The sequence below is a fragment of the Williamsia muralis genome, assembly GCF_002735905.1.
Lineage (GTDB): Bacteria > Actinomycetota > Actinomycetes > Mycobacteriales > Mycobacteriaceae > Williamsia > Williamsia muralis_A.
In genome coordinates this window covers 358,033-376,384 of the sequence record NZ_PEBD01000010.1, presented here as the reverse complement: position 1 = coordinate 376,384, position 18,352 = coordinate 358,033, and the positions used below count along the sequence as shown (strand labels likewise).

Here is an 18,352-nt window from a genome sequence, read left to right as displayed (position 1 = left end):
AAACTTACCTGCCCGACTGAGTCGCGTTTGCCATCTGGTGCGGCAAGTCCAGTTATCGGTCGTGTTTGTCGAGAGATCCGCACATCGCGCGCGAGATGCCGCGGCTCTCAGGTGGCCAGGTCGTCCGAGGGATCGTCCGGCGTTCGGCAGCAGTATTCGAGCCAGAGTGCCGCACCGACAAGCAGCACGCCTCCGATCAGGCCGACAATCGTTCCCGGGCGATCATGATCTGCCGCCGCGAGATCGTCTTGCCGGGTGAGTAGATACGCCAGCGTTCCGGTCCACACGCCGACGGCGAGAGCACCGAGAATGGCCGACGCCTTGGCCAGCGCCAACACGCGCGCCGCCGTGATCGGATGCAATTGGCCGCTGTGCGAGCCGATTTCCCGGTCATTCACCCGGGCTCGCACCACAAACGCGATGACAACCTCAAGTGCGGCAAGCACATACAGCACGATGCCGGCCAGCAGGGGCAGCGGCGGCAGGGATCCGTAGCTGACCCGGACCACCAGGAACACCACAACCGCTACCACAATCGCGAGCATGGCGAGATCTCGGATACGGGTCGGGCCCATCGCGTTGTCGCTGCCGGGATCGGACTTGCGGCTCGTCACGTTTGTTTCCCTGCGTCGGTACCGGCGGTGGTCAGCGTGTGTTCGGTGAGTCGAACCCCGTCGCGGTCGGCCGGTGTCAGTGCGGCCAGCAGATCCGACACGGGAACATCGGAACCGCGATGACGGAGCACCGCTCCGGGGTCGGCGTCCAGCCAGGGAATCAGGACAAATGCCCGTTCAGCGGCACGCGGGTGGGGCAAGGTCAGCACCGGATCCGTCGACTCGACAACTGCCCCGTCGTCCGACACCGAGATCACGTCGACGTCGAGAGTTCGTGGCCCCCACCTCTGGTCGCGCACCCGCCTCGCCTCGTTCTCGAGATGCTGACCCACGTCCAGCCAATCGCGTGCGGTCCGGGCGTCGTCGTCGACCAGCAGGGTCGCGTTCAGGAAATCCTGCTGCTCCACCCCGCCCCACGGTTGGGTGGCGTAGACCCGCGAGGCCGCCACCACCCGGTCGCCGAGACCGTCGCAGACCGACTGCAGATGGGCCAGCCGGTCCCCGATGTTGGACCCTATCGAGAGCACCGCACTGCTCACTGCATCCCCTTGCGGGATCGGCGGGCGACGACCGCCACGTCGTCGAACGTGAGGTCGATTGGCGCAGAAGGCTTGTGCAATGTCACCTCACACGCCAAGACGGCGTCGAGATCAAGCAAGATCTTGTCGGCAATTTCGGCCGACACCGTCTCGATGAGGTTGCGCGGTGTACCGGCGATGATGTCGTGGGCGGTGTGCGCCAGTCCCCCGTAGTCGATGGTGTCGGCGAGATCGTCCGTCGCCGCGGCCACCCGCAGGTCGGCCCACAGGATGATGTCGACGATGAAGTCCTGTCCGTCCTGCCGCTCGTGGTCGAACACCCCGTGATTGCCCCGAACCTTCAGTCCGCGCAACTCGATTCGATCAGCCATCGTGCCCTTTCGCTACAGCGCCTCCTGCGGAGAACGTGGTCGGACCGGTGTCGGCGCCGCGCGGCCCGCCCGCCTGCCAGGCATCGGCGACCAGCACCGCATCGCGGCTGGCGCGCACATCGTGTACCCGCACACCCCACGCACCTCCTGCGGCGGCGAGTGCGGTGAGTGCGGCGGTGGCGATCTCGCGGCCATCCGGCGGGCGCGGGTTCCCGTCTCGATCGGCGAGCAGGGTACCGAGGAAACGCTTGCGTGACGCCCCGATCAGTACGGGGAATCCGAGTCCCACCAGGGTCGGCAATGCGTGCAGCAGGGCCCAATTGTGCTCGGCCGTCTTCGCGAATCCGAGACCAGGATCGAGAATCAACGCACTGGGATCAACACCGGCAGATGTGGCCGCATCGACCTGCGCCAGCAGTTCCCCGCTGACCTCGGCCACCACGTCGCGATATACGCCGGGCTCGCCGGTCCGGTGGACAAACGACGGGTCGGAAGGACGCCAGTGCATCAGGATCCACGGAACACCCGCCCCGGCGACAACTCTCGCCATGTCCGGATCGGCACGTCCCCCGGACACGTCATTGACCACAGTTGCGCCCGCAGCGATCGCCTTGTCGGCGACTTCGGCGCGCATGGTGTCCACGGAAGTCCGAACGCCTTGCGCCGCCAGGCCTTTGATGACGGGTGTGACCCTGGCGATCTCGAGACCGGTGTCGACGCGGTGCGCACCGGGCCTGGTGGACTCCCCGCCCACGTCGATGATGTCGGCCCCCTGCGCCGCCAGCGACAACCCATGGGCGATGGCGGCATCGGTATCGAGGTACCGGCCACCGTCGGAGAAAGAATCGGCCGTCACGTTGACGACGCCCATGATGATGGTGCTCACGCCGTCCACCCCATCACGACGCCGACCACGTCAGGTCGCCGGGGCTTTCGGTGATGCCGGCCCCTCACGATGCTCCTGGTGTGGTCGCGCGGGTCAGCGAGAGATCAGGTCGAGGGCTTCGCCCCGCGAGACCGCGCTTGTCTTGAACTGACCGCGAACCGCAGAGGTGGTGGTGGTGGCGCCCGGCTTGCGGATTCCACGCATCGCCATGCACAGGTGCTCGGCTTCGATCACCACGATGACACCGCGCGGATCGAGTTTGCGAACGATCGCATCCGCGATCTGGGTGGTCAATCGTTCCTGGACCTGCGGTCGTTTCGCGTAGAGGTCGACCAGACGCGCCAACTTGGACAAGCCGGTCACCTGGCCGGTGGGACCAGGGATGTAACCAACGTGCGCGACACCATGGAACGACACCAGGTGGTGCTCGCAGGTCGAATACATCGGGATGTCTTTGACCAGCACGAGCTCGTCGTGTCCGACGTCGAACGTGGTCGCCAGCACGTCGTCGGGGTTGACGTGCAGGCCCCCGAACATCTCGACGTAAGCACGTGCCACTCTTGCCGGCGTCTCCTTCAGACCGTCGCGGTCCGGGTCCTCGCCGACGGCGATGAGCAGTTCACGTACGGCACGTTCGGCACGCTCGGCGTCAAAGGGAGCAATCGCACCGTTCTTGGCGGGCGCCCCACTGGTCTCTTGTGTCATTGTCCATTCTGTCCATTCGGGGAATGCCCATTCTGGCCGTGACCGCCGTTCCCGCCGTCACCCTGGTTGTTCCCGTTGTGCCCGCCATGGCCGTTCTGACCATTCGGTGGCCGGCCATAAGACCCGGGCTGGCCGTAGGGGCTACCCGGCTGACCGTACGGATTGCCTGGTTGCCCGTATGGGTTGCCTGCCGGGTAGGAGCCGTTGTGGCCCGCTGCACCGTTCTGCCCCGTGCCGCCGTTCTGGCCCTGTCCGCCGTTCGGCCCACCGTTGGGTGGCCAGCCGGGCGCCGACCAACCTGCGGGGGCGCCGTAATCGGGACGGGTGCCTCCTGGGACAGCACCTGCCTGCCCACCTTGCTGCGGGTAGGGGTTGCCCGGTGACTGCGGCGGATACTGCTGCTGCGGGAGCTCACCCGGACCGGGCTGCATGTGCGACGGTCCGACCTTCGCCAGCTCCGGCGACTTCGGGGGTTCGGGCGGCCAGGGCTCGCCGCGCTCCTTGGCGAGCTCACCCGGCGTCTTCACCGGCGGCTTGTCGCTCGGGGTGCGTTCGCCGAAGTCGTTGAAGGTGGTGATGCGCGGACGCTTGACCACCTTGTCGAAGATCTTCTCGAGATCCTTGCGGGTCAGGGTCTCGCGTTCGAGGAGTTGCGTGGCGAGCTCGTCGAGGGTGTCGCGGTACTCGGTGAGAATGGCCCACGCCTCGGTGTGAGCGGCCTCGATGAGGCGCCGCACCTCGTCGTCGATCTCACTGGCGACCTCCGGTGAGTAGTCGGCGTGCGAACCCATCGAGCGGCCGAGGAACGGGTCACCCTGCTCCTGCCCGTAACGCACGGCTCCCAGCCGGGCGCTCATGCCGTACTCCGTGACCATGGCTCGAGCGATCTTGGTGGCCTGGTCGATGTCGGAGGACGCTCCGGTGGTCGGCTCGTGGAACACCAACTCTTCGGCAGCACGACCACCCATCGCCATCACCAGACGGGCGATCATCTCCGAACGGGTCATCAGGTCTTTGTCCTGCTCCGGAACGGCAAGAGCGTGGCCGCCCGTACGTCCGCGAGCCAGGATGGTGACCTTGTAGATCGGGTCGAGATCGGGCATGGCCCACGCGGCGAGTGTGTGCCCGCCCTCGTGGTACGCCACGATCTTCTTCTCGTGCTCACTGATGATGCGGCTCTTGCGGCGCGGACCACCCACCACACGGTCGACGGACTCTTCGAGCAGTTCGGCGGTGATGGTGGTGCGGTTCTCGCGGGCGGCCAGCAGTGCGGCCTCATTGATGACGTTCGCCAGATCGGCACCCGACATACCCGGGGTGCGCTTGGCCAGACCGTCGAGGTCCGCGTCGGCGTCGATCGGCTTGCCCTGTGCGTGGACGTTGAGGATCGCCTTGCGGCCCGCCATGTCGGGGTTGCCGACTGGGATCTGGCGGTCGAAACGGCCCGGACGCAGAAGAGCAGGGTCGAGGATGTCGGGCCGGTTTGTGGCCGCGATCAAGATGACGCCGGAACGCTCACCGAATCCGTCCATCTCGACGAGCAACTGGTTGAGGGTCTGCTCGCGCTCGTCGTGTCCACCGCCCAGGCCGGCGCCGCGCTGACGTCCGACGGCGTCGATCTCATCGACAAAGATGATGCAGGGGCTGTTGTTCTTGGCCTGCTCGAACATGTCGCGCACACGTGAGGCACCGACACCGACGAACATCTCGACGAAGTCCGAACCGGAGATGGTGAAGAACGGCACACCGGCCTCGCCTGCGACCGCGCGGGCGAGAAGCGTCTTACCGGTTCCCGGAGGACCGAAGAGCAACACGCCCTTGGGGATCTTGGCTCCCAGGGCCTGGTAGCGGGCTGGGTTCTGCAGGAAGTCCTTGATCTCGAAGAGCTCTTCGACCGCCTCGTCCGCACCTGCCACATCGGCGAACGTGGTGGTCGGCATGTCTTTGTTCAGCTGCTTGGCCTTGGACTTGCCGAAGCCCATCACGCCGCCCTTGCCGCCACCCTGCATCCGGTTCATCACGAAGAAGAACAGGCCGAACAGCAGGACGAGCGGAAGGATGAAGATCAGCATCTGCATCAGGAACGACTCTTGGTTGACGTTCGTCTGATACTTCGCACCCGAGGCGTCGACGCGGTCGAAGACCTCTTCGGTGGTGCGGGCGGGGTACTTGGCGGAGATCTTCTTGTCGCCGCCGGCCTGCGACGGGTCCTTGAGCGTCATCCGTAGCGTCTGCTCGCGGTCGTCCATCTGCACCTCGGACACGTTCTTCGTGTTGAGCTGCGTCATCGCCACAGAGGTATCGACACTCTTGTAGTCACGATTGTTGTCGCGGAGCACGGTCCAGCCCCAGATGGCCAGCACGATGATGGCCACGATCGCCAGGTTGCGAAAGACAGTCTTGCGGTTCATTGAGGTGTGTCAGCCGACCCCGACGGCCACTATCGGCCCTCTGTGATTTCGGCGCGTCCTTCCAGTCGGGATGTCTGAATCATCAGGCTACCCGTCAACGATTCATCGTGGTCGCGCGTTCCCCGTGGGCGAAAACAGTCGCGGGTCTGCGGAGCGTGCGCGCGGAGGTGCGGGAGCGGGCCGGTTAGTGGGCTCGTGAAACGTGAGGAAGCTCGGCCTGCGGGGATCGCGAAGGCGGGTTTTGCGCGCTGGGCGTGGGCGACGCTCGCGAAACCTGGGGAAGCTCGGACTACAGACAGCGCAACGACGAGTTTCGCGCGCTGGACGTCGGCGACGCTCGCGCAGTGCGCAGCCGTCAGTACCCGGGAGCTACTCGTTGCCAGGGACGGGCGGCCTCGATCTGGGCAGCGAGCTTCAGCAAGGTTGCCTCGGATCCCGGGCGGCCGGCGAAATGGACGGCGACCGGGGTCTTGGACACCGGGTGCACACCGAACGGCACCGACATCGCAGGCCATCCGAGGAGGTTGAACAGTCCCTGGAACGGCGCGTAGTTGATGTTCGCCCACATGTTGGCCGCCCAGCTCTTGCTGCTCCACGCCTTCGCCTCCAGGGGTGGGGCTGCGAGGGCGGGGGTCATCAAGACGTCGGCCTTGTTGCGGTCGAGGTAGGCGAGCACCTTCTGCTCGATGGTGCTGGCCTGGACGTCGTGTACCAGATCAAAGCGTTGCACCACCCTGCCGAGCGACGTGTGAATCTTGCTGCGCGACTGCAACTTCGACAGATCGCCACCAGCCTTGGCGAAGTCGTCCGCGTCGGCTGCAGCCCCTGCCAGCCATCGCAGCAACAGCGGCGCCGGATTGCTCGGGTACGGGAGCTTGGACTGCGGCACCCTGTGGCCGTGATCGGCGAGCACTGCGCTGCAACTGGACACCGCCTGCGCAAAATGTTTGTCCGTCCGACCCACGGCCAGCGGAAAGTTCTGCGCCACAACGATTCTGAGCTTCCCAGGGTCAGCGTCCGTCCCGGCGGCGGCAAGGGCCATGTCGTCGGCCATCACCCCGAGCATCAGTGCGCCGTCGGCAACCGTGGTGGCAAGCGGCCCGTTCTCGCTCATCTTGAACCAGCCGTTGCCGCCGAACTCGCTGGGCACCACTCCGAGGCCGGGCTTGAAACCGAACAATCCGCAATCGGCGGCAGGGATGCGGATCGAGCCGAGGCCGTCGTTCCCGTGCGCCAACTCGACCTGCCCGCTGGCCACCGCCGCAGCCGCTCCACCCGACGAGCCGCCTGGGGTTCGCGCCGGATTCCACGGGTTGCGTGTCACGGTCAGCTCGTTGTCGGTGGTGCCCCACAAGCACAGCTCGGGTACGGCGGTGAGGCCGATGACCACTGCGCCGGCGGCTCGAAGCCTGCGGACCACGGTGTGGTCACTGAGCGCAGGTGCTCGACTTGTTGCGGCCGACCCCACGGTCATCGGCTCGCCTGCGACGGACACGTTGTCCTTGATGGCAACCGGCACGCCGGCCAAGGGCAGCTTCGCCAGATCCGGATGGGCCGTCAGCAGTTCCGCCTCGGCGACGGCCTTGCCGGCACGGACCTTGACGAATGCGCCGATGGAACCGTCGCGATCAGCTATCCGTGACAGCGCATCCCGGGTCACCTGCACCGGATCGAGTCGACCGGTCCGGACACCTTCTGCCGTCTGTACCGCACTCACCGAACCGAACCTCTAATCGGAGTAGACGTTCGGGTTCAGCCGACCGACGTACGGCAGATCCCGGTACCGCTCGGCGTAATCGAGCCCGTACCCGACCACGAATTCGTTCGGGATGTCGAAGCCGACATCCTCGACGTGTACGTCCACCCGCACGGCGTCGGGTTTACGCAGCAGTGTGCAGACCTCCAACGACCTGGGGTGGCGGGTACGCAAGTTCTTCACCAGCCACGAGAGCGTCAGCCCGGAGTCGATGATGTCTTCGACGATCACGACGTCGCGGTCGTGGATGTCGCGGTCGAGGTCTTTGAGGATTCGCACCACACCCGACGACGACGTCGAGGACCCGTAGGAACTCACCGCCATGAACTCGAGCTGCGACGGGATCGGCAGCGCCCGTGCGAAGTCGGTCATGAACATCACCGCACCCTTGAGGACACCGATGAGGACCAGGTCATCCGGGGTGTCCCGGTACCGGTTCGCCACCGTCTCGGCGAGCTCGGCGATGCGCCGCTGGATCTGCTCCTCGGTGACCACAACTGCTTCGATGTCGTCCCCATATGGATCGCGCTGTTCGCTCACGGACATCATCATGCCTCAACGGCCGCAGCCCGGGTCGCGCAGCCGTCGGCCGGCAGCTGTGTAGACCCAACGAATGACACCAATTCGCGACAGCCATATGGCTTTTCGTGGCGACTTCTCGTTTGTTTTGCGAATTGTCCCCATTTCGGCCAAACTCCCATTTGGCGACCGTTAGCATTGCGTTGCCTGAGAACACATGGTCATTACATAGCGTCACCATCCCCTCTGCCCAGGGGCCGGTCACGTCGCCTCTGCTTGTTTCGATGTGGGGATCGAAATCGGTTCGGGCGGGCATTCAAGCAATCAGAGGGGATTTGTAGTCAATGAGGTTTCGGAAATCAGTGGTCTCGGCCATGCTGGTCCTGGCCACCACCGCCAGCGTGGTCACGGCAACGCAGGCGAATGCGGCCCCGCCCGCGAAAGACATCGGCTATTCGGCGAATATCGTCGGCGACCACGTCGTGTTGAAGACCGACATCGGTTCGCTGCGCACCTCGGACGGTCAATTCCAGATCGTCGACAACAAAGGCAATGTCGCTGCGAGCATTCCCCTCGCCTACAACCTCAACGACAAGCAATTCCCCATCAACGCCTACATCAACGGCCGCACCGCGACCCTGACGCCGGTCCGCGACGCTGCGGCCGCTCAACCCATCAAGGTCAGCGACGCCGTACGCAAGCAGGCAGCGGCTCCGGCCACCCGCGAGCAGCGCGACATGCAGGCGATGCAGACCCTGAGTCAGAGCATCAACACCGCATCAGCGGTGGGCGGTCTCGTCGGGACCATCGTCGGCGGCATCATCGGATGCGTGGTGGGCCTGCCCGCCGGGATCGTCGGGTGTCTGCCCGGCATCGTGACGGGAGCCGGCATCGGAGGCGTCGTCGGAACCATCGTCGTGGGTGGACCGGTCCTCATCGGTGCCGCCATCCAGTTCTTCAACACCATCAACTCCCCGTTCGTCCCGCCGGCCAACTGAGGCTGCCGGAACACAGCTCAACGCACGCGGCGTTCGACCACGAGTCGGGCGCCGCGTCGCGCTATCTCCAGCCTGTGATCGGGGTTCCCACCGACCGCGACCGGCCCTTGGCCACGCCACCGCACCACAAGGGCGTCGACTGCGTTCACCACTGAGCCGGTCGGTTCCGTCGCCCCCTGCGCGACGAGCCAGCGACGCAGCAGTCGCCGCCGGATCGCTGCCGGTATCGAGGTCATCTCCGCGCAGACGATCTCGTCTCCGCCGATGACACCGGCGGCGTCGTCGGCCAAGTCCTCGAGTACGTCGATGTCGTCCTGCAACTGTGATGCCGTGCGACCCAACGATTCGACGACCCCGCCGTGCAACACCTGCTCCAGCAGGGGCAGCACCTCGGTACGCAACCGGACCCGTGTGAACCGCGGGTCGGTGTTGTGCGGGTCGTGATGCGGCGACAACCCCAGGTCGGTGCACGCGGCCACCGTGTCAGCGCGCCGCAGACCGAGCAACGGGCGACCGAACGGCGGAGTCCACGCACGCATCCCGGCGATGGACCGCGGCCCAGACCCTCTGGCGAGGCCGAGGAGAACGGTCTCCGCCTGATCGTCGAGGGTGTGCGCGAGTAAGACGGGCCTGCCCGCGCGCGCCTCGTCGAGTGCGGCATAGCGAGCACGGCGTGCCGCCGCCTCGAGACCACCACGACCCACCACGTCCACGGGGAGCACCGTGGCCTGCGCGCCCATCGCCCAGGCCGACTGCGCCGCCACGTCGGCGACCGCGGCCGAGCCTTCTTGGAGTCGGTGGTCGACCACCAGGGCGTGCACCTCCAGGCCGGCGCGCACGGCAGCGGCGGTGAGTGCCAGCGAATCCGCCCCGCCCGACAACCCCACGCAAACAACGGTCCCGTCGAGATGATCCTGGGCGAAGGACGCCACGGCGCCGGTGACCTCGGCGATGGCGCCCGAGCTCACCCCGGGGTTCACAACACCCGGTCGATCCACAATCGTGGCTTTTCGATCTCGGCGGGCAGCGGCATGGTCTCCGGCCCCGTCCAGATCGCATTGAAGCGGGTCATGCCCACGGTCCCGACGACTTCATCGACAAACGCCTTGCCGCGAATGTACTGAGCGAGTTTGGCGTCCATTCCGAGGAGCACACGCAGCAACCGTTGCACGGGATTCTGCGGCCGGCCCCGACGTTTGTCGAATGCCGCGCGAATCGTGTCGACGGTCGGGACGTGCTGCGGTCCGACGGCATCCATGACGTGATCGGCGTGGCCCTCGAGAAGTGTTCCGAGCATCATCATCCGGGTGAATGCCTCGTATTGCTCAGGGCTCTGCAACAACTGCATCGCACCGACGATGCCCTTTTCCCGAGGCTGGTCGCTGCGCATCGCCGCACTGATCCGCGTGACCAATTCACCCGCGGATTCCGCGGTTTCGGCGGTCAGGGCTTCGACATTGGACGACATGTAATCGCGCAACCACGGATTGGCGGAGAACTGCACCCGGTGCGTCACCTCATGCAGACACACCCACAACCGAAAGTCCGAGGGTACAACCCGCAACGACCGTTCGACGGCGATGATGTTGGGCGTCACCAGCATCAAGACCCCGTCGGAGCCGGTATCCGGGTTGGCGGTGAACGGATCGTATTGCCCGAGGATCGCGCCAGACAGCAGTGCCAGCAGTCCGCCGGCCTGGACGCCGGCGACGCGTCCGGATATCCCCGGCTTTCCGTCGGGCTCAGCCCCCTCGAGCATCGCCGACATCGACAGCGCAGCGGCCTCGATCCAACCACCGCGGTCGAGGATCTGGGCCGCGGGCACGGCCAGACCGTCGGCCAATCCCGTGACCTCACGAACGGGGCCTTCGGCAGCGGCCGACGACCGTGCGAGTTCCTGTTGCGCCGCATTGATCGTGTAGTCGGTGGTGACAGGCCCGGGACGGGCGACCTTCTTACCCACCGTCGCGGCGAGTTGCCAGTCGATACTCATCGGCATCCACATTCCCGCAGTGCCACTGCGATTGCATCGAGCGCCGGGCGGGCCGCATCTGGCGAACTCCCGTTGGACATCAGCGCGAAACTCAGGACCCGGCCTTCTCTCGTCTGCACCACACCCACCAACGCACTCGCTCCGGTCAGTGTTCCCGTCTTGGCCCTCACCCAGCCGGCACCCGACTTGTTCTGGGTGTCGAAACGTTCGGCGAGGGTGCCGGTGGCGCCTGCGACAGGGAGCATGTCGAGCAGGGGCCGCAGTTTGGGCTGTGCGTCTCCGGCGCCGGCGTTGACCACCTGATCGAGCAGGGCCGCCGAGACGCGATTGTCCTCGGACAGCCCACTGACGTCGGCGAACACGGTTCCGTTCATGTTGAAGCCGTAGTCGCTCAGCGTTTTACGCACCGCCTCGATGCCACCGGCCATCGTCGGGCGACCACCGGTGGCCTTCGCGATCTCGATGGAGACGGTCTCGGCCAGCACGTTGTCGCTGGCTCGCATCATGTCCCCGAGGCGCGTCACGAGAGGCGCCGACTGCACCTGGGCGATCACCCGGGCATTCGCCGGTGCAGTCGCCTCGGTGGGTGCCGCGTCCACTCCGAGCGCGTCGGCAAGAGCGGCACCGGCGGTCAGGGCCGGAGTCGAGGTGCGCGGCGAATCGATGAAGAGCGGATCATTACGGCCCGAGTCGGCGATCAGCGATTCGATCGGGGTGATGTTCCCGGCCGCGATGTCGGCCGGATCCCAGCTCGGCGCCAGTGTCGGACCACTGAACGCGTTGGTGTCCACGGCCACCGAGGTCACGTCGACGCCGGCCTTCTTAATCTGGTCGGCCAGCGCGCTGATCCGCGGAGCATCGGTGAAGAAAGTGTCCTGACCGTCCGGTTGCACCGACAGCGTCGGGTCGCCTGCGCCCACGAGGATCACCTGTCCGCCCGCGCCGGCGACCACGGTGGTGGTCACCCTCTGCTCGTGCGGCAGTGCCAACAAGGCAGCCGATGCGGTGAGGACCTTGATCGTCGATGCCGGGATCAGCGCGCGATTCGGATTCGTCGACCACAATTCGGCGCCGGTCAGGGCGTCGGAGATCTCGCCACTCAACTCACCGAGATCCGGGTTGGCCAACGCTTGCGCGAGTTCGGTTCGCACTCCTGCGGGTGTCGGCGCAGGCGCGTCCGCACGTACCGGATTGATCCTCGGTGTCAGCGACGCCGGTGGTGGCTGGGGTGAGGCACCCGCGGGGAGGGCGTCGGAGCCGTCGTCCACGCGGAAGGCGATGACCAGCGCAATGGCTGCCACAGCGATGAGAGCCACCACGGGAACGAGCGTCCACCACAGTCCTTTGCGGCTCAGCGAAGTGCCTGCCACCGATACCTCCGGTCAATTGTGCCGCCGAGCGCGGCGGATCGTTGTGTCCACAGTATCGTTGAGTCGATTTTCGGACCGGATTCGCTGAATGCATCAGGAGGAAGCGTGGACTTCGACGTCACGATCGAGATCCCCAAAGGACAACGCAACAAATACGAGGTCGATCACGAGTCCGGGAAGGTTTATCTCGACCGCTATCTGTACACGTCGATGGGCTATCCGGCGGACTACGGATTCATCGACAACACCCTCGGCGAAGACGGCGACCCCCTGGACGCCATGGTCCTGCTGCCCGAGTCGGTCTTCCCGGGCGTCATCGTCCGGGCCCGGGTCGTCGGCATGTTCCGGATGACCGATGAGGCAGGCGGCGACGACAAGTTGCTGGCCGTTCCGGCGAAGGACGTGCGCTGGGACCACATCCAGGACATCGATGATGTGCCCGAGTTCGAGCTCAAGGCCATCGCGCACTTCTTCGAGCACTACAAGGATCTCGAGCCGGGCAAAGAGGTCACGGCGGGCGGCTGGACCGGCAAGGCCGACGCCGAGAAGGTGGCGCAGGAAGCCATCGAGCGACTCAAGGCTCAACCGCACGAGGCGAACGAACCCTCTCGCGGCTGATCTGCACTCACACCCGCAGCACAGCAGGGCCCGACTCCACGGAGTCGGGCCCTGCTCGCGTTCGGCCTCAGGAATCGGCCTCAGGATTCGGCCTCGGCCTCGTCCTTGGCTGCTTGCATCCCCGACTTGGTCCGCAATGGAACCTCTTTCCAGAAGAACACCAGCACAAGCGAGATCAGCGAGACGATCGACACGGTCAAGAACACCGTGTCCATCGCGTCGGCGAACCCGACGCGAATCGGTCGCGAGATCGGTTCGGGCAGTTCGGAGATCACCGAGGTGTCGTCCATGACACTGCCGGTCTGGGCATCCGGGTCGGCGGCCGCAGCGATCAGGCCCTTCCCGAATGCGGCGACCTGCGCGTCCGGACTCTGCGCGGCGGTCGCGACGGCCTGCCTGAACTCAGGGGTGTCCGCACTGTCCTTGAGCCCATCGGTGACGTTGGGCCCCATCAGCGAGAACAGGATCGAGAAGAACACCGCCACGCCGAGCGTTCCACCAATCTGGCGGAAGAAGGTGGCCGACGCGGTGGAGACGCCCATGTCCTTGGGCGGCAACACATTCTGCAAGGCCAGCGTCATCGGCTGAAGTAGGTTGCCCAGTCCGAAGCCGAGGAAGAAGGCCAGGGTCATCACCAGTGCTACCGGGGTGTCCACGCTCAACAGATGCAGCAGGAACGTCGAGACGGTGATGAGGATCGACCCGACGATCGGGTAGATCCGGTAGCGGCCGGTGCGGGAGATGAGCTGTCCGGATGCCACCGAAGCGATCATCAAACCGAGGACCATGGGCAACATCTGCAGACCGGCGACCGTGGGGCTCGACCCTCGCAGCACCTGGAAGTACTGCGGCAGCATCGAGATCGAGCCGAACATCACCATGCCGACCACCACGGAGATGACGATGCCCTGCGCGAAGATCCGGTTCCGGAAGATGCGCAACGGGATGATGGCGGCTTCGCCCATCCGGTGCTCGACGTAGACAAACCCTGCCGTGCCCACCACACCGGCCGTGTAACAGGCGATGGCCCACCCACTGCCCCAGCCCCATTCGCGGCCTTGTTCGGCGACGATCAGCAACGGGACCACGCCCAGCGCCAGGAGCCCGGCTCCCGACCAGTCCACCCGCCGGCGGGCGCCTCTGATCTGGTCGTAGTCCAGTACGCGGTACACCACCACCAGGGCGATGAGACCGATCGGCACGTTGACGAGGAACACCCAACGCCAGCCGGACACGAACAGAATCGACTCCTGGCCGGCGAGCAGGCCACCGAGCACGGGGCCCACCACACTCGAGGTGCCGAAGACGGCGAGGAAATATCCCTGGTACTTCGCCCGCTCGCGCGGGGGCACGATGTCACCGACGATGGTGAGCGCCAACGACATCAGGCCGCCGGCACCGAGTCCCTGCAATGCGCGGTACCCCGCGAGCTGATACATCGAGGTCGCGGTGGTGCACAGCAGCGAACCGATGATGAAAATCGTGATGGCCGTCATGAACAGCTTCTTGCGGCCGTACATGTCCGACAACTTGCCGTAGAGCGGGGTCACGATGGTGGCCGTGACGAGATACGCGGTGGTCACCCACGCCTGCAGCGAATAGCCCTGCAGGTCATCGGCAATGGTGCGGATGGCGGTGGAGACGATGGTCTGATCGAGTGAGGCCAGGAACATCCCCAGCATCAGTCCGCCGAGGATCGTCAGGATCTTCTTGTGCGACAGCTCAGCGCTCCCGGCCGGAGCGGAAGCGGGGGTGTCGGTCAATTCGGTTGCCTCTCAGCTGGAGCACAGGTCAATGCATCTTCGGCACTGTCGACGAATCGGCCCATCAAGCGGATCAGGGTGTCGATGTCGTCGTCGGGCCAATCCGACATCAACGACTTGAGCTCCTCACCGCGTCGCTGACGCAGCGCAGCCACCCGCTCGCGGCCCGAGTCGGTGGCCACCAGGATCGTGGCACGCCCGTCCTGCGGGTCGGCCTCGCGACGTACATAGCCGAGGCGTACCAGGTGAGCGACGTGGCGGCTGATGGTGGACGGATCGGCGAACAGGGCCTCGGCCAGTTCGCCCGAGCGCGACGGCTTGTCGGCCAGCCGGAACAAGCACTGGTAGGCGGCCGTTTCGACAATGCCGTCCGGGGTGCGCAGGCGGGTGGCGGCCAGTCGGTCGCGGATGCGTGCGTATCGGGCGAGCACCTCGATGAAATCATCAACCTGGTCCGAGCGGGACATCTTCTGCAACGAGCCTTCCCACGAAACGCATCAATCTAGCCGGCAGCACGAGTTTCACACAGCAACTACTTGTGCGTTGCAAGTATGCTCTGGGACGGTTGCAATCTGCAACCATCGGCGCCGCCCGGTTCGCCCCGCAGACCCCGGCACACTAACCTCAGATGTCGTGACACCCTCTCCGCCCGCCTCCCGCCCGCACTTCACCTCCATGCCGGATCTGGCGTTGCGTGCCCTCGGCGGAGCAGTGATATGGGCCAATGACGACCTGTTCGCCGAAGCCCAGAACCTGATCAAGACCCCGGCGGCCGAGTACCAGCCCGCAACGTTTGGTCACAAAGGTCAGGTCTACGACGGTTGGGAAACCCGGCGGCGTCGCGAAGACGGCGTCGACCAGGCCATCGTCCGGCTCGGGGTTCCCGGCGTGATCTACGGCGTCGTCGTGGACACATCGTGGTTCGTGGGAAATTACCCGCCTTACATCTCTGTGGAAGCTGCTGCGGTGGAAGGTATTCCGACCGCGTTGGAGCTGATCGAAGAAACCGAGTGGACAACGATCGTCGACCGCGTCGAGGTCAACGGCGACACCCGCAACCCGTTCCGTGTCGACGCCAAGGAACGGTTCACCCACGTGCGGCTCTCGATCTATCCCGACGGAGGAGTTGCCCGTTTCCGCGTGCACGGACGCGGTGTCCCCGATCCGAAGTTCCTGTCGTATGGGCACTTCGACCTCGCTGCGCTGGAGAACGGCGGCATGATCACCTCGTGCTCCAACATGTTCTACGGATCGCCGAACAACCTGCTGATGCCGGGTCGTGCCCGCACCATGGGTGAGGGATGGGAGACCTCACGTCGCCGCGATTGCGGAAACGACTGGGTGCAGGTGAAGTTGGCGGGTGAGGCCACCGTAGGTCTGGCCGAACTCGACACCAGCTACTTCCTCGGCAACGCCCCGGGGTCGGCGATGATCCGTGGTCGCGACGGCGAGAACGGCGAGTGGTTCGAACTCGTTCCGCGGACTCCACTGCAACCGGACACCCGGCACCGCTTCCTCGTCGACGTGGACCGACCGCTCACCGAAGCACGCATGGACATCTACCCCGACGGCGGGATGGCCAGGCTCCGACTCTTCGGTCAACTGACGGACAGTGCCCGAGAACAGATCGTCAACCGCTGGGAACACGGCGAAAGCTGAAGCACCTTTACGGCTTTCGCGGTAGCGGACGACAGGCTCAGGCCGCGACAGACCTCTTGGTCAGTTGCGGCAGCACCTGGTCGGCGATCAAAGCGGCGCTGCTCCGGCCGCCGTCAACCGAGTCGTCGGCCGATCCAGCGGCGGAATCGATGGGCCGGAGGATAACCGCATCGGCGACCTCGGCGGTGTAGATGTCCAGGATCAGCGTCAGCAGGCCATTGGCCGTGCCGACGTAGCGCACGGTGTCCCCGAACCTCGACTCACCGAGTCGCAACAGTTTTGCTCGTGCGGTCGCGGCATCGTCGGCGATCAGCACATCGATCTCGAGAGCGACGACAAGATCGGCGGGCTCATTGCCCAGGCTGGTCCACGCCGCTCGCATCTGAGTTCTCTCCCGGATCCCGCCACGCAGTTCTGGCTGGCGGATCCGGCGGATCACCCCCGCATGCGCGTCGCGCGGACGAGGACCACTCCATGCGATGGGATTGTCGTCGCCGTCGATGGCGACGAGCAGTTCTGGCCGGTTGCGTGGTGCACCGACGGCTTCATATGTCATGACTTCTCCTGCTCGAACACCACATCTGCCAGTGAATCCAATTGCTGCGCAACGTCGTACCGACCGGTCTCGAAACCCCAGCGAAGTGCGAACGGAGCCTCGCGGCCAGCGACCGCAACCGAGGCGATGCCCACACGATCGGGAACGTCTGCCCACAGCCGGAGCCGCCGGGTGCCGGGCAGCCGTCGGAGCGCCTCGTCGAGAGTGTCCGACAGCGCCTGTTCGTGCAGCCCGATCCACTCGAAACCCAGGCCCGCGACCCTGTTGCAACCCTCTGCGAACCCGCTCAGCGCAGACGGCTCCGCGTCGACACCGACGACGCCGCTCAACCAATCTGTCCGCCCGACGAGTGCGGCCGGCCCGTCGCCCGCCAGGTGTCGCCCGGCGAACACGACGTAGTCGATGCCGTGGCTGGTCATGTTGATCACCCGTCGGGCCGCCAATTCGCTTGCGTCCACGAGGAGCCGGGCCCCATGGCGATGGGCCACCGCAGCAAGCTTCGACAGCGGCAGCACCTCACCGGTGGACGGGGCAACACCCGGGACGATCAGCAGTGCCGCAGGCCGGACGGAGAGCTCGCGGTCCAGGGCGGCGAGCGTGGTGGTGAGATCCACCTGAGCGGCAACGACTCTGTCGCCGACGTGGTCCCCGGTCCGACGGTCTCCGAGACCGGCCGTCAGGTCGAGCACCACGGATTGCCCGGGTGCCGCGTCGACCACCTTTCGCACCGCGTCATCCGCATCGGAGGCGAGCACGACGGTGTCACCCGACCGGGCGTGGACGAACTCGGCCAGAACCGTGTGCGGATCGCGCGTGGAGGCCATGGCCGGGCACGTTTCCTTTCCGGGCGAGAGGTGAGAACTGGTGGCCGAAGCGGGTCGGCCCTCCATGTCAACAACGATGTCGCCGGAATAATTGCCGTGTCAAATAAAACCCCGGGTGAATGTTATTCGGCGCTGGTAGAGCCTATTTCGGACTTGTCGCGCTGACGCCACCAGCGGAAGGCGAAGTACCCGAGAACCACCACGGCCGCTGCGAACCCCAGGTACAGCAGCAAGGTGGCCCCGATGGTCTCGCCGACTGCGTATCCGGTCACCCCGACCACCACCACCCACACGACGCCGCCCAGGACGTTCGCGAAAAGGTACTGCTTGGTGGGCATCTGACTCATCCCGGCCACAAACGGCGTGACCGTGCGCACGTAACCGATCCAGCGCGCCCCGATCACCGCCACCACACCCCCGTTGCGGATCAGCTCTTCGGCGCGGTTCCAGCGCTCCTCACCGATCCACGAGCCCAGTCTGGAGTGGGTTATCCGTTCCCCTGATCGTCGACCCAGCATGTAGCCGGTCCAGTCGCCGAGCACCGCGGCGAAGCAGGCGCCGGTGATCAGCCAGCCGATGTTCGTCGGACCGATGGCGGCAGCGACGGCACCCGCCAGCAGAACGGTCTCACCTGGGAGGATCAGGCCGATCAGCGCGGCGGCCTCTCCGTAGATGACCCCCCACACAACGAGATACACGGCCCAGGGCGGAGTGGACTCGACAACCGAGATGACCCAGTCGACCAATGAGGAAAGGATGTCTCCACCCTC

General features: G+C 65.7%; 19 protein-coding genes. 3 read left to right on the top strand and 16 right to left on the bottom strand.

The features are described 5' to 3' along the window. Positions 1–107 precede the first annotated feature (107 nt). From CSW57_RS15470 to hpt, 8 genes are all read right to left on the bottom strand, one after another. Positions 108–575, bottom strand: coding sequence for a DUF3180 domain-containing protein (locus tag CSW57_RS15470; RefSeq protein WP_099384506.1), 468 nt, complete (start codon positions 573–575; stop codon positions 108–110). Between the two features lie 35 nt (positions 576–610). Beyond that, positions 611–1,153 (bottom strand): 2-amino-4-hydroxy-6-hydroxymethyldihydropteridine diphosphokinase, encoded by a 543-nt coding sequence (gene folK, locus CSW57_RS15465; protein ID WP_099383628.1) that lies wholly within the window; start codon positions 1,151–1,153, stop codon positions 611–613. Continuing rightward, positions 1,150–1,524: a dihydroneopterin aldolase gene (gene folB, locus CSW57_RS15460; RefSeq protein WP_099383627.1), complete on the bottom strand. Its 375-nt coding sequence runs from the start codon at positions 1,522–1,524 to the stop codon at positions 1,150–1,152. The genes folK and folB overlap by 4 nt, the downstream gene beginning before the upstream one ends. Further along, positions 1,517–2,395: a dihydropteroate synthase gene (gene folP / locus CSW57_RS15455; protein ID WP_099384505.1), complete on the bottom strand. Its 879-nt coding sequence runs from the start codon at positions 2,393–2,395 to the stop codon at positions 1,517–1,519. The genes folB and folP overlap by 8 nt, the downstream gene beginning before the upstream one ends. Positions 2,396–2,503: 108 nt before the next feature. Further along, the gene (folE, locus tag CSW57_RS15450) at positions 2,504–3,115 is read right to left on the bottom strand and encodes a GTP cyclohydrolase I FolE (protein ID WP_099383626.1); all 612 of its coding nucleotides are present in this window, start codon (positions 3,113–3,115) and stop codon (positions 2,504–2,506) included. Next, entirely contained in the window at positions 3,112–5,526 is a 2,415-nt protein-coding gene (gene ftsH / locus CSW57_RS15445) for an ATP-dependent zinc metalloprotease FtsH (protein WP_099383625.1), read from the bottom strand. Before ftsH ends, folE begins: the two co-directional genes overlap by 4 nt. Before the next feature lie 355 nt (positions 5,527–5,881). Next, positions 5,882–7,243 carry an amidase gene (locus CSW57_RS15440; protein WP_099383624.1) on the bottom strand — a complete coding sequence of 454 codons (1,362 nt, stop codon included), beginning with the start codon at positions 7,241–7,243 and terminating at the stop codon, positions 5,882–5,884. A gap of 12 nt (positions 7,244–7,255) precedes the next feature. Continuing rightward, a complete protein-coding gene (gene hpt / locus CSW57_RS15435) occupies positions 7,256–7,828 on the bottom strand; it encodes a hypoxanthine phosphoribosyltransferase (protein WP_030172532.1) in 573 nt (190 codons plus the stop codon). Positions 7,829–8,145: 317 nt separating this feature from the next. Here hpt and CSW57_RS15430 point away from each other — a divergent pair, with 317 nt between their 5' ends. After that, positions 8,146–8,799, top strand: coding sequence for a hypothetical protein (locus tag CSW57_RS15430; protein WP_143696552.1), 654 nt, complete (start codon positions 8,146–8,148; stop codon positions 8,797–8,799). Positions 8,800–8,816: 17 nt separating this feature from the next. Here CSW57_RS15430 and tilS read toward each other — a convergent pair whose 3' ends face one another. Genes tilS through dacB form a run of 3 tightly spaced genes read right to left on the bottom strand, consistent with a single transcriptional unit; the run spans position 8,817 to position 12,162 of the window. After that, entirely contained in the window at positions 8,817–9,779 is a 963-nt protein-coding gene (gene tilS, locus CSW57_RS15425; RefSeq protein WP_223249288.1) for a tRNA lysidine(34) synthetase TilS, read from the bottom strand. Then, positions 9,776–10,792, bottom strand: coding sequence for a zinc-dependent metalloprotease (locus CSW57_RS15420; RefSeq protein ID WP_223249287.1), 1,017 nt, complete (start codon positions 10,790–10,792; stop codon positions 9,776–9,778). Before CSW57_RS15420 ends, tilS begins: the two co-directional genes overlap by 4 nt. Then, positions 10,789–12,162, bottom strand: a complete 1,374-nt coding sequence (gene dacB, locus CSW57_RS15415; RefSeq protein ID WP_099383621.1) for a D-alanyl-D-alanine carboxypeptidase/D-alanyl-D-alanine endopeptidase — start codon at positions 12,160–12,162, stop codon at positions 10,789–10,791. The genes CSW57_RS15420 and dacB overlap by 4 nt, the downstream gene beginning before the upstream one ends. 105 nt (positions 12,163–12,267) lie before the next feature. On the opposite strand from dacB, the gene CSW57_RS15410 reads away from it, so the two are divergent. Next, complete coding sequence (locus CSW57_RS15410; RefSeq protein WP_099383620.1) at positions 12,268–12,780, top strand: inorganic diphosphatase; 513 nt, start codon at positions 12,268–12,270, stop codon at positions 12,778–12,780. Positions 12,781–12,860: 80 nt separating this feature from the next. On the opposite strand, the gene CSW57_RS15405 is transcribed toward CSW57_RS15410, so the two are convergent. Both CSW57_RS15405 and CSW57_RS15400 read right to left on the bottom strand, forming a co-directional pair. Next, the gene (locus CSW57_RS15405) at positions 12,861–14,543 is read right to left on the bottom strand and encodes an MDR family MFS transporter (protein ID WP_099383619.1); all 1,683 of its coding nucleotides are present in this window, start codon (positions 14,541–14,543) and stop codon (positions 12,861–12,863) included. After that, entirely contained in the window at positions 14,540–15,010 is a 471-nt protein-coding gene (locus tag CSW57_RS15400) for a MarR family winged helix-turn-helix transcriptional regulator (RefSeq protein ID WP_099383618.1), read from the bottom strand. Before CSW57_RS15400 ends, CSW57_RS15405 begins: the two co-directional genes overlap by 4 nt. Before the next feature lie 166 nt (positions 15,011–15,176). Here CSW57_RS15400 and alc point away from each other — a divergent pair, with 166 nt between their 5' ends. Beyond that, complete coding sequence (alc, locus tag CSW57_RS15395) at positions 15,177–16,202, top strand: allantoicase (protein WP_099383617.1); 1,026 nt, start codon at positions 15,177–15,179, stop codon at positions 16,200–16,202. Between the two features lie 37 nt (positions 16,203–16,239). Here alc and CSW57_RS15390 read toward each other — a convergent pair whose 3' ends face one another. The 3 genes from CSW57_RS15390 to CSW57_RS15380 all read right to left on the bottom strand — a co-directional run bounded on the left by CSW57_RS15390 (position 16,240) and on the right by CSW57_RS15380 (position 18,328). After that, entirely contained in the window at positions 16,240–16,758 is a 519-nt protein-coding gene (locus CSW57_RS15390) for a hypothetical protein (RefSeq protein ID WP_099383616.1), read from the bottom strand. Then, complete coding sequence (locus tag CSW57_RS15385) at positions 16,755–17,582, bottom strand: aminotransferase class V-fold PLP-dependent enzyme (RefSeq protein ID WP_189339286.1); 828 nt, start codon at positions 17,580–17,582, stop codon at positions 16,755–16,757. Before CSW57_RS15385 ends, CSW57_RS15390 begins: the two co-directional genes overlap by 4 nt. A gap of 122 nt (positions 17,583–17,704) precedes the next feature. Next, positions 17,705–18,328, bottom strand: a complete 624-nt coding sequence (locus tag CSW57_RS15380) for a DedA family protein (protein WP_197038012.1) — start codon at positions 18,326–18,328, stop codon at positions 17,705–17,707. Positions 18,329–18,352 lie beyond the last annotated feature (24 nt).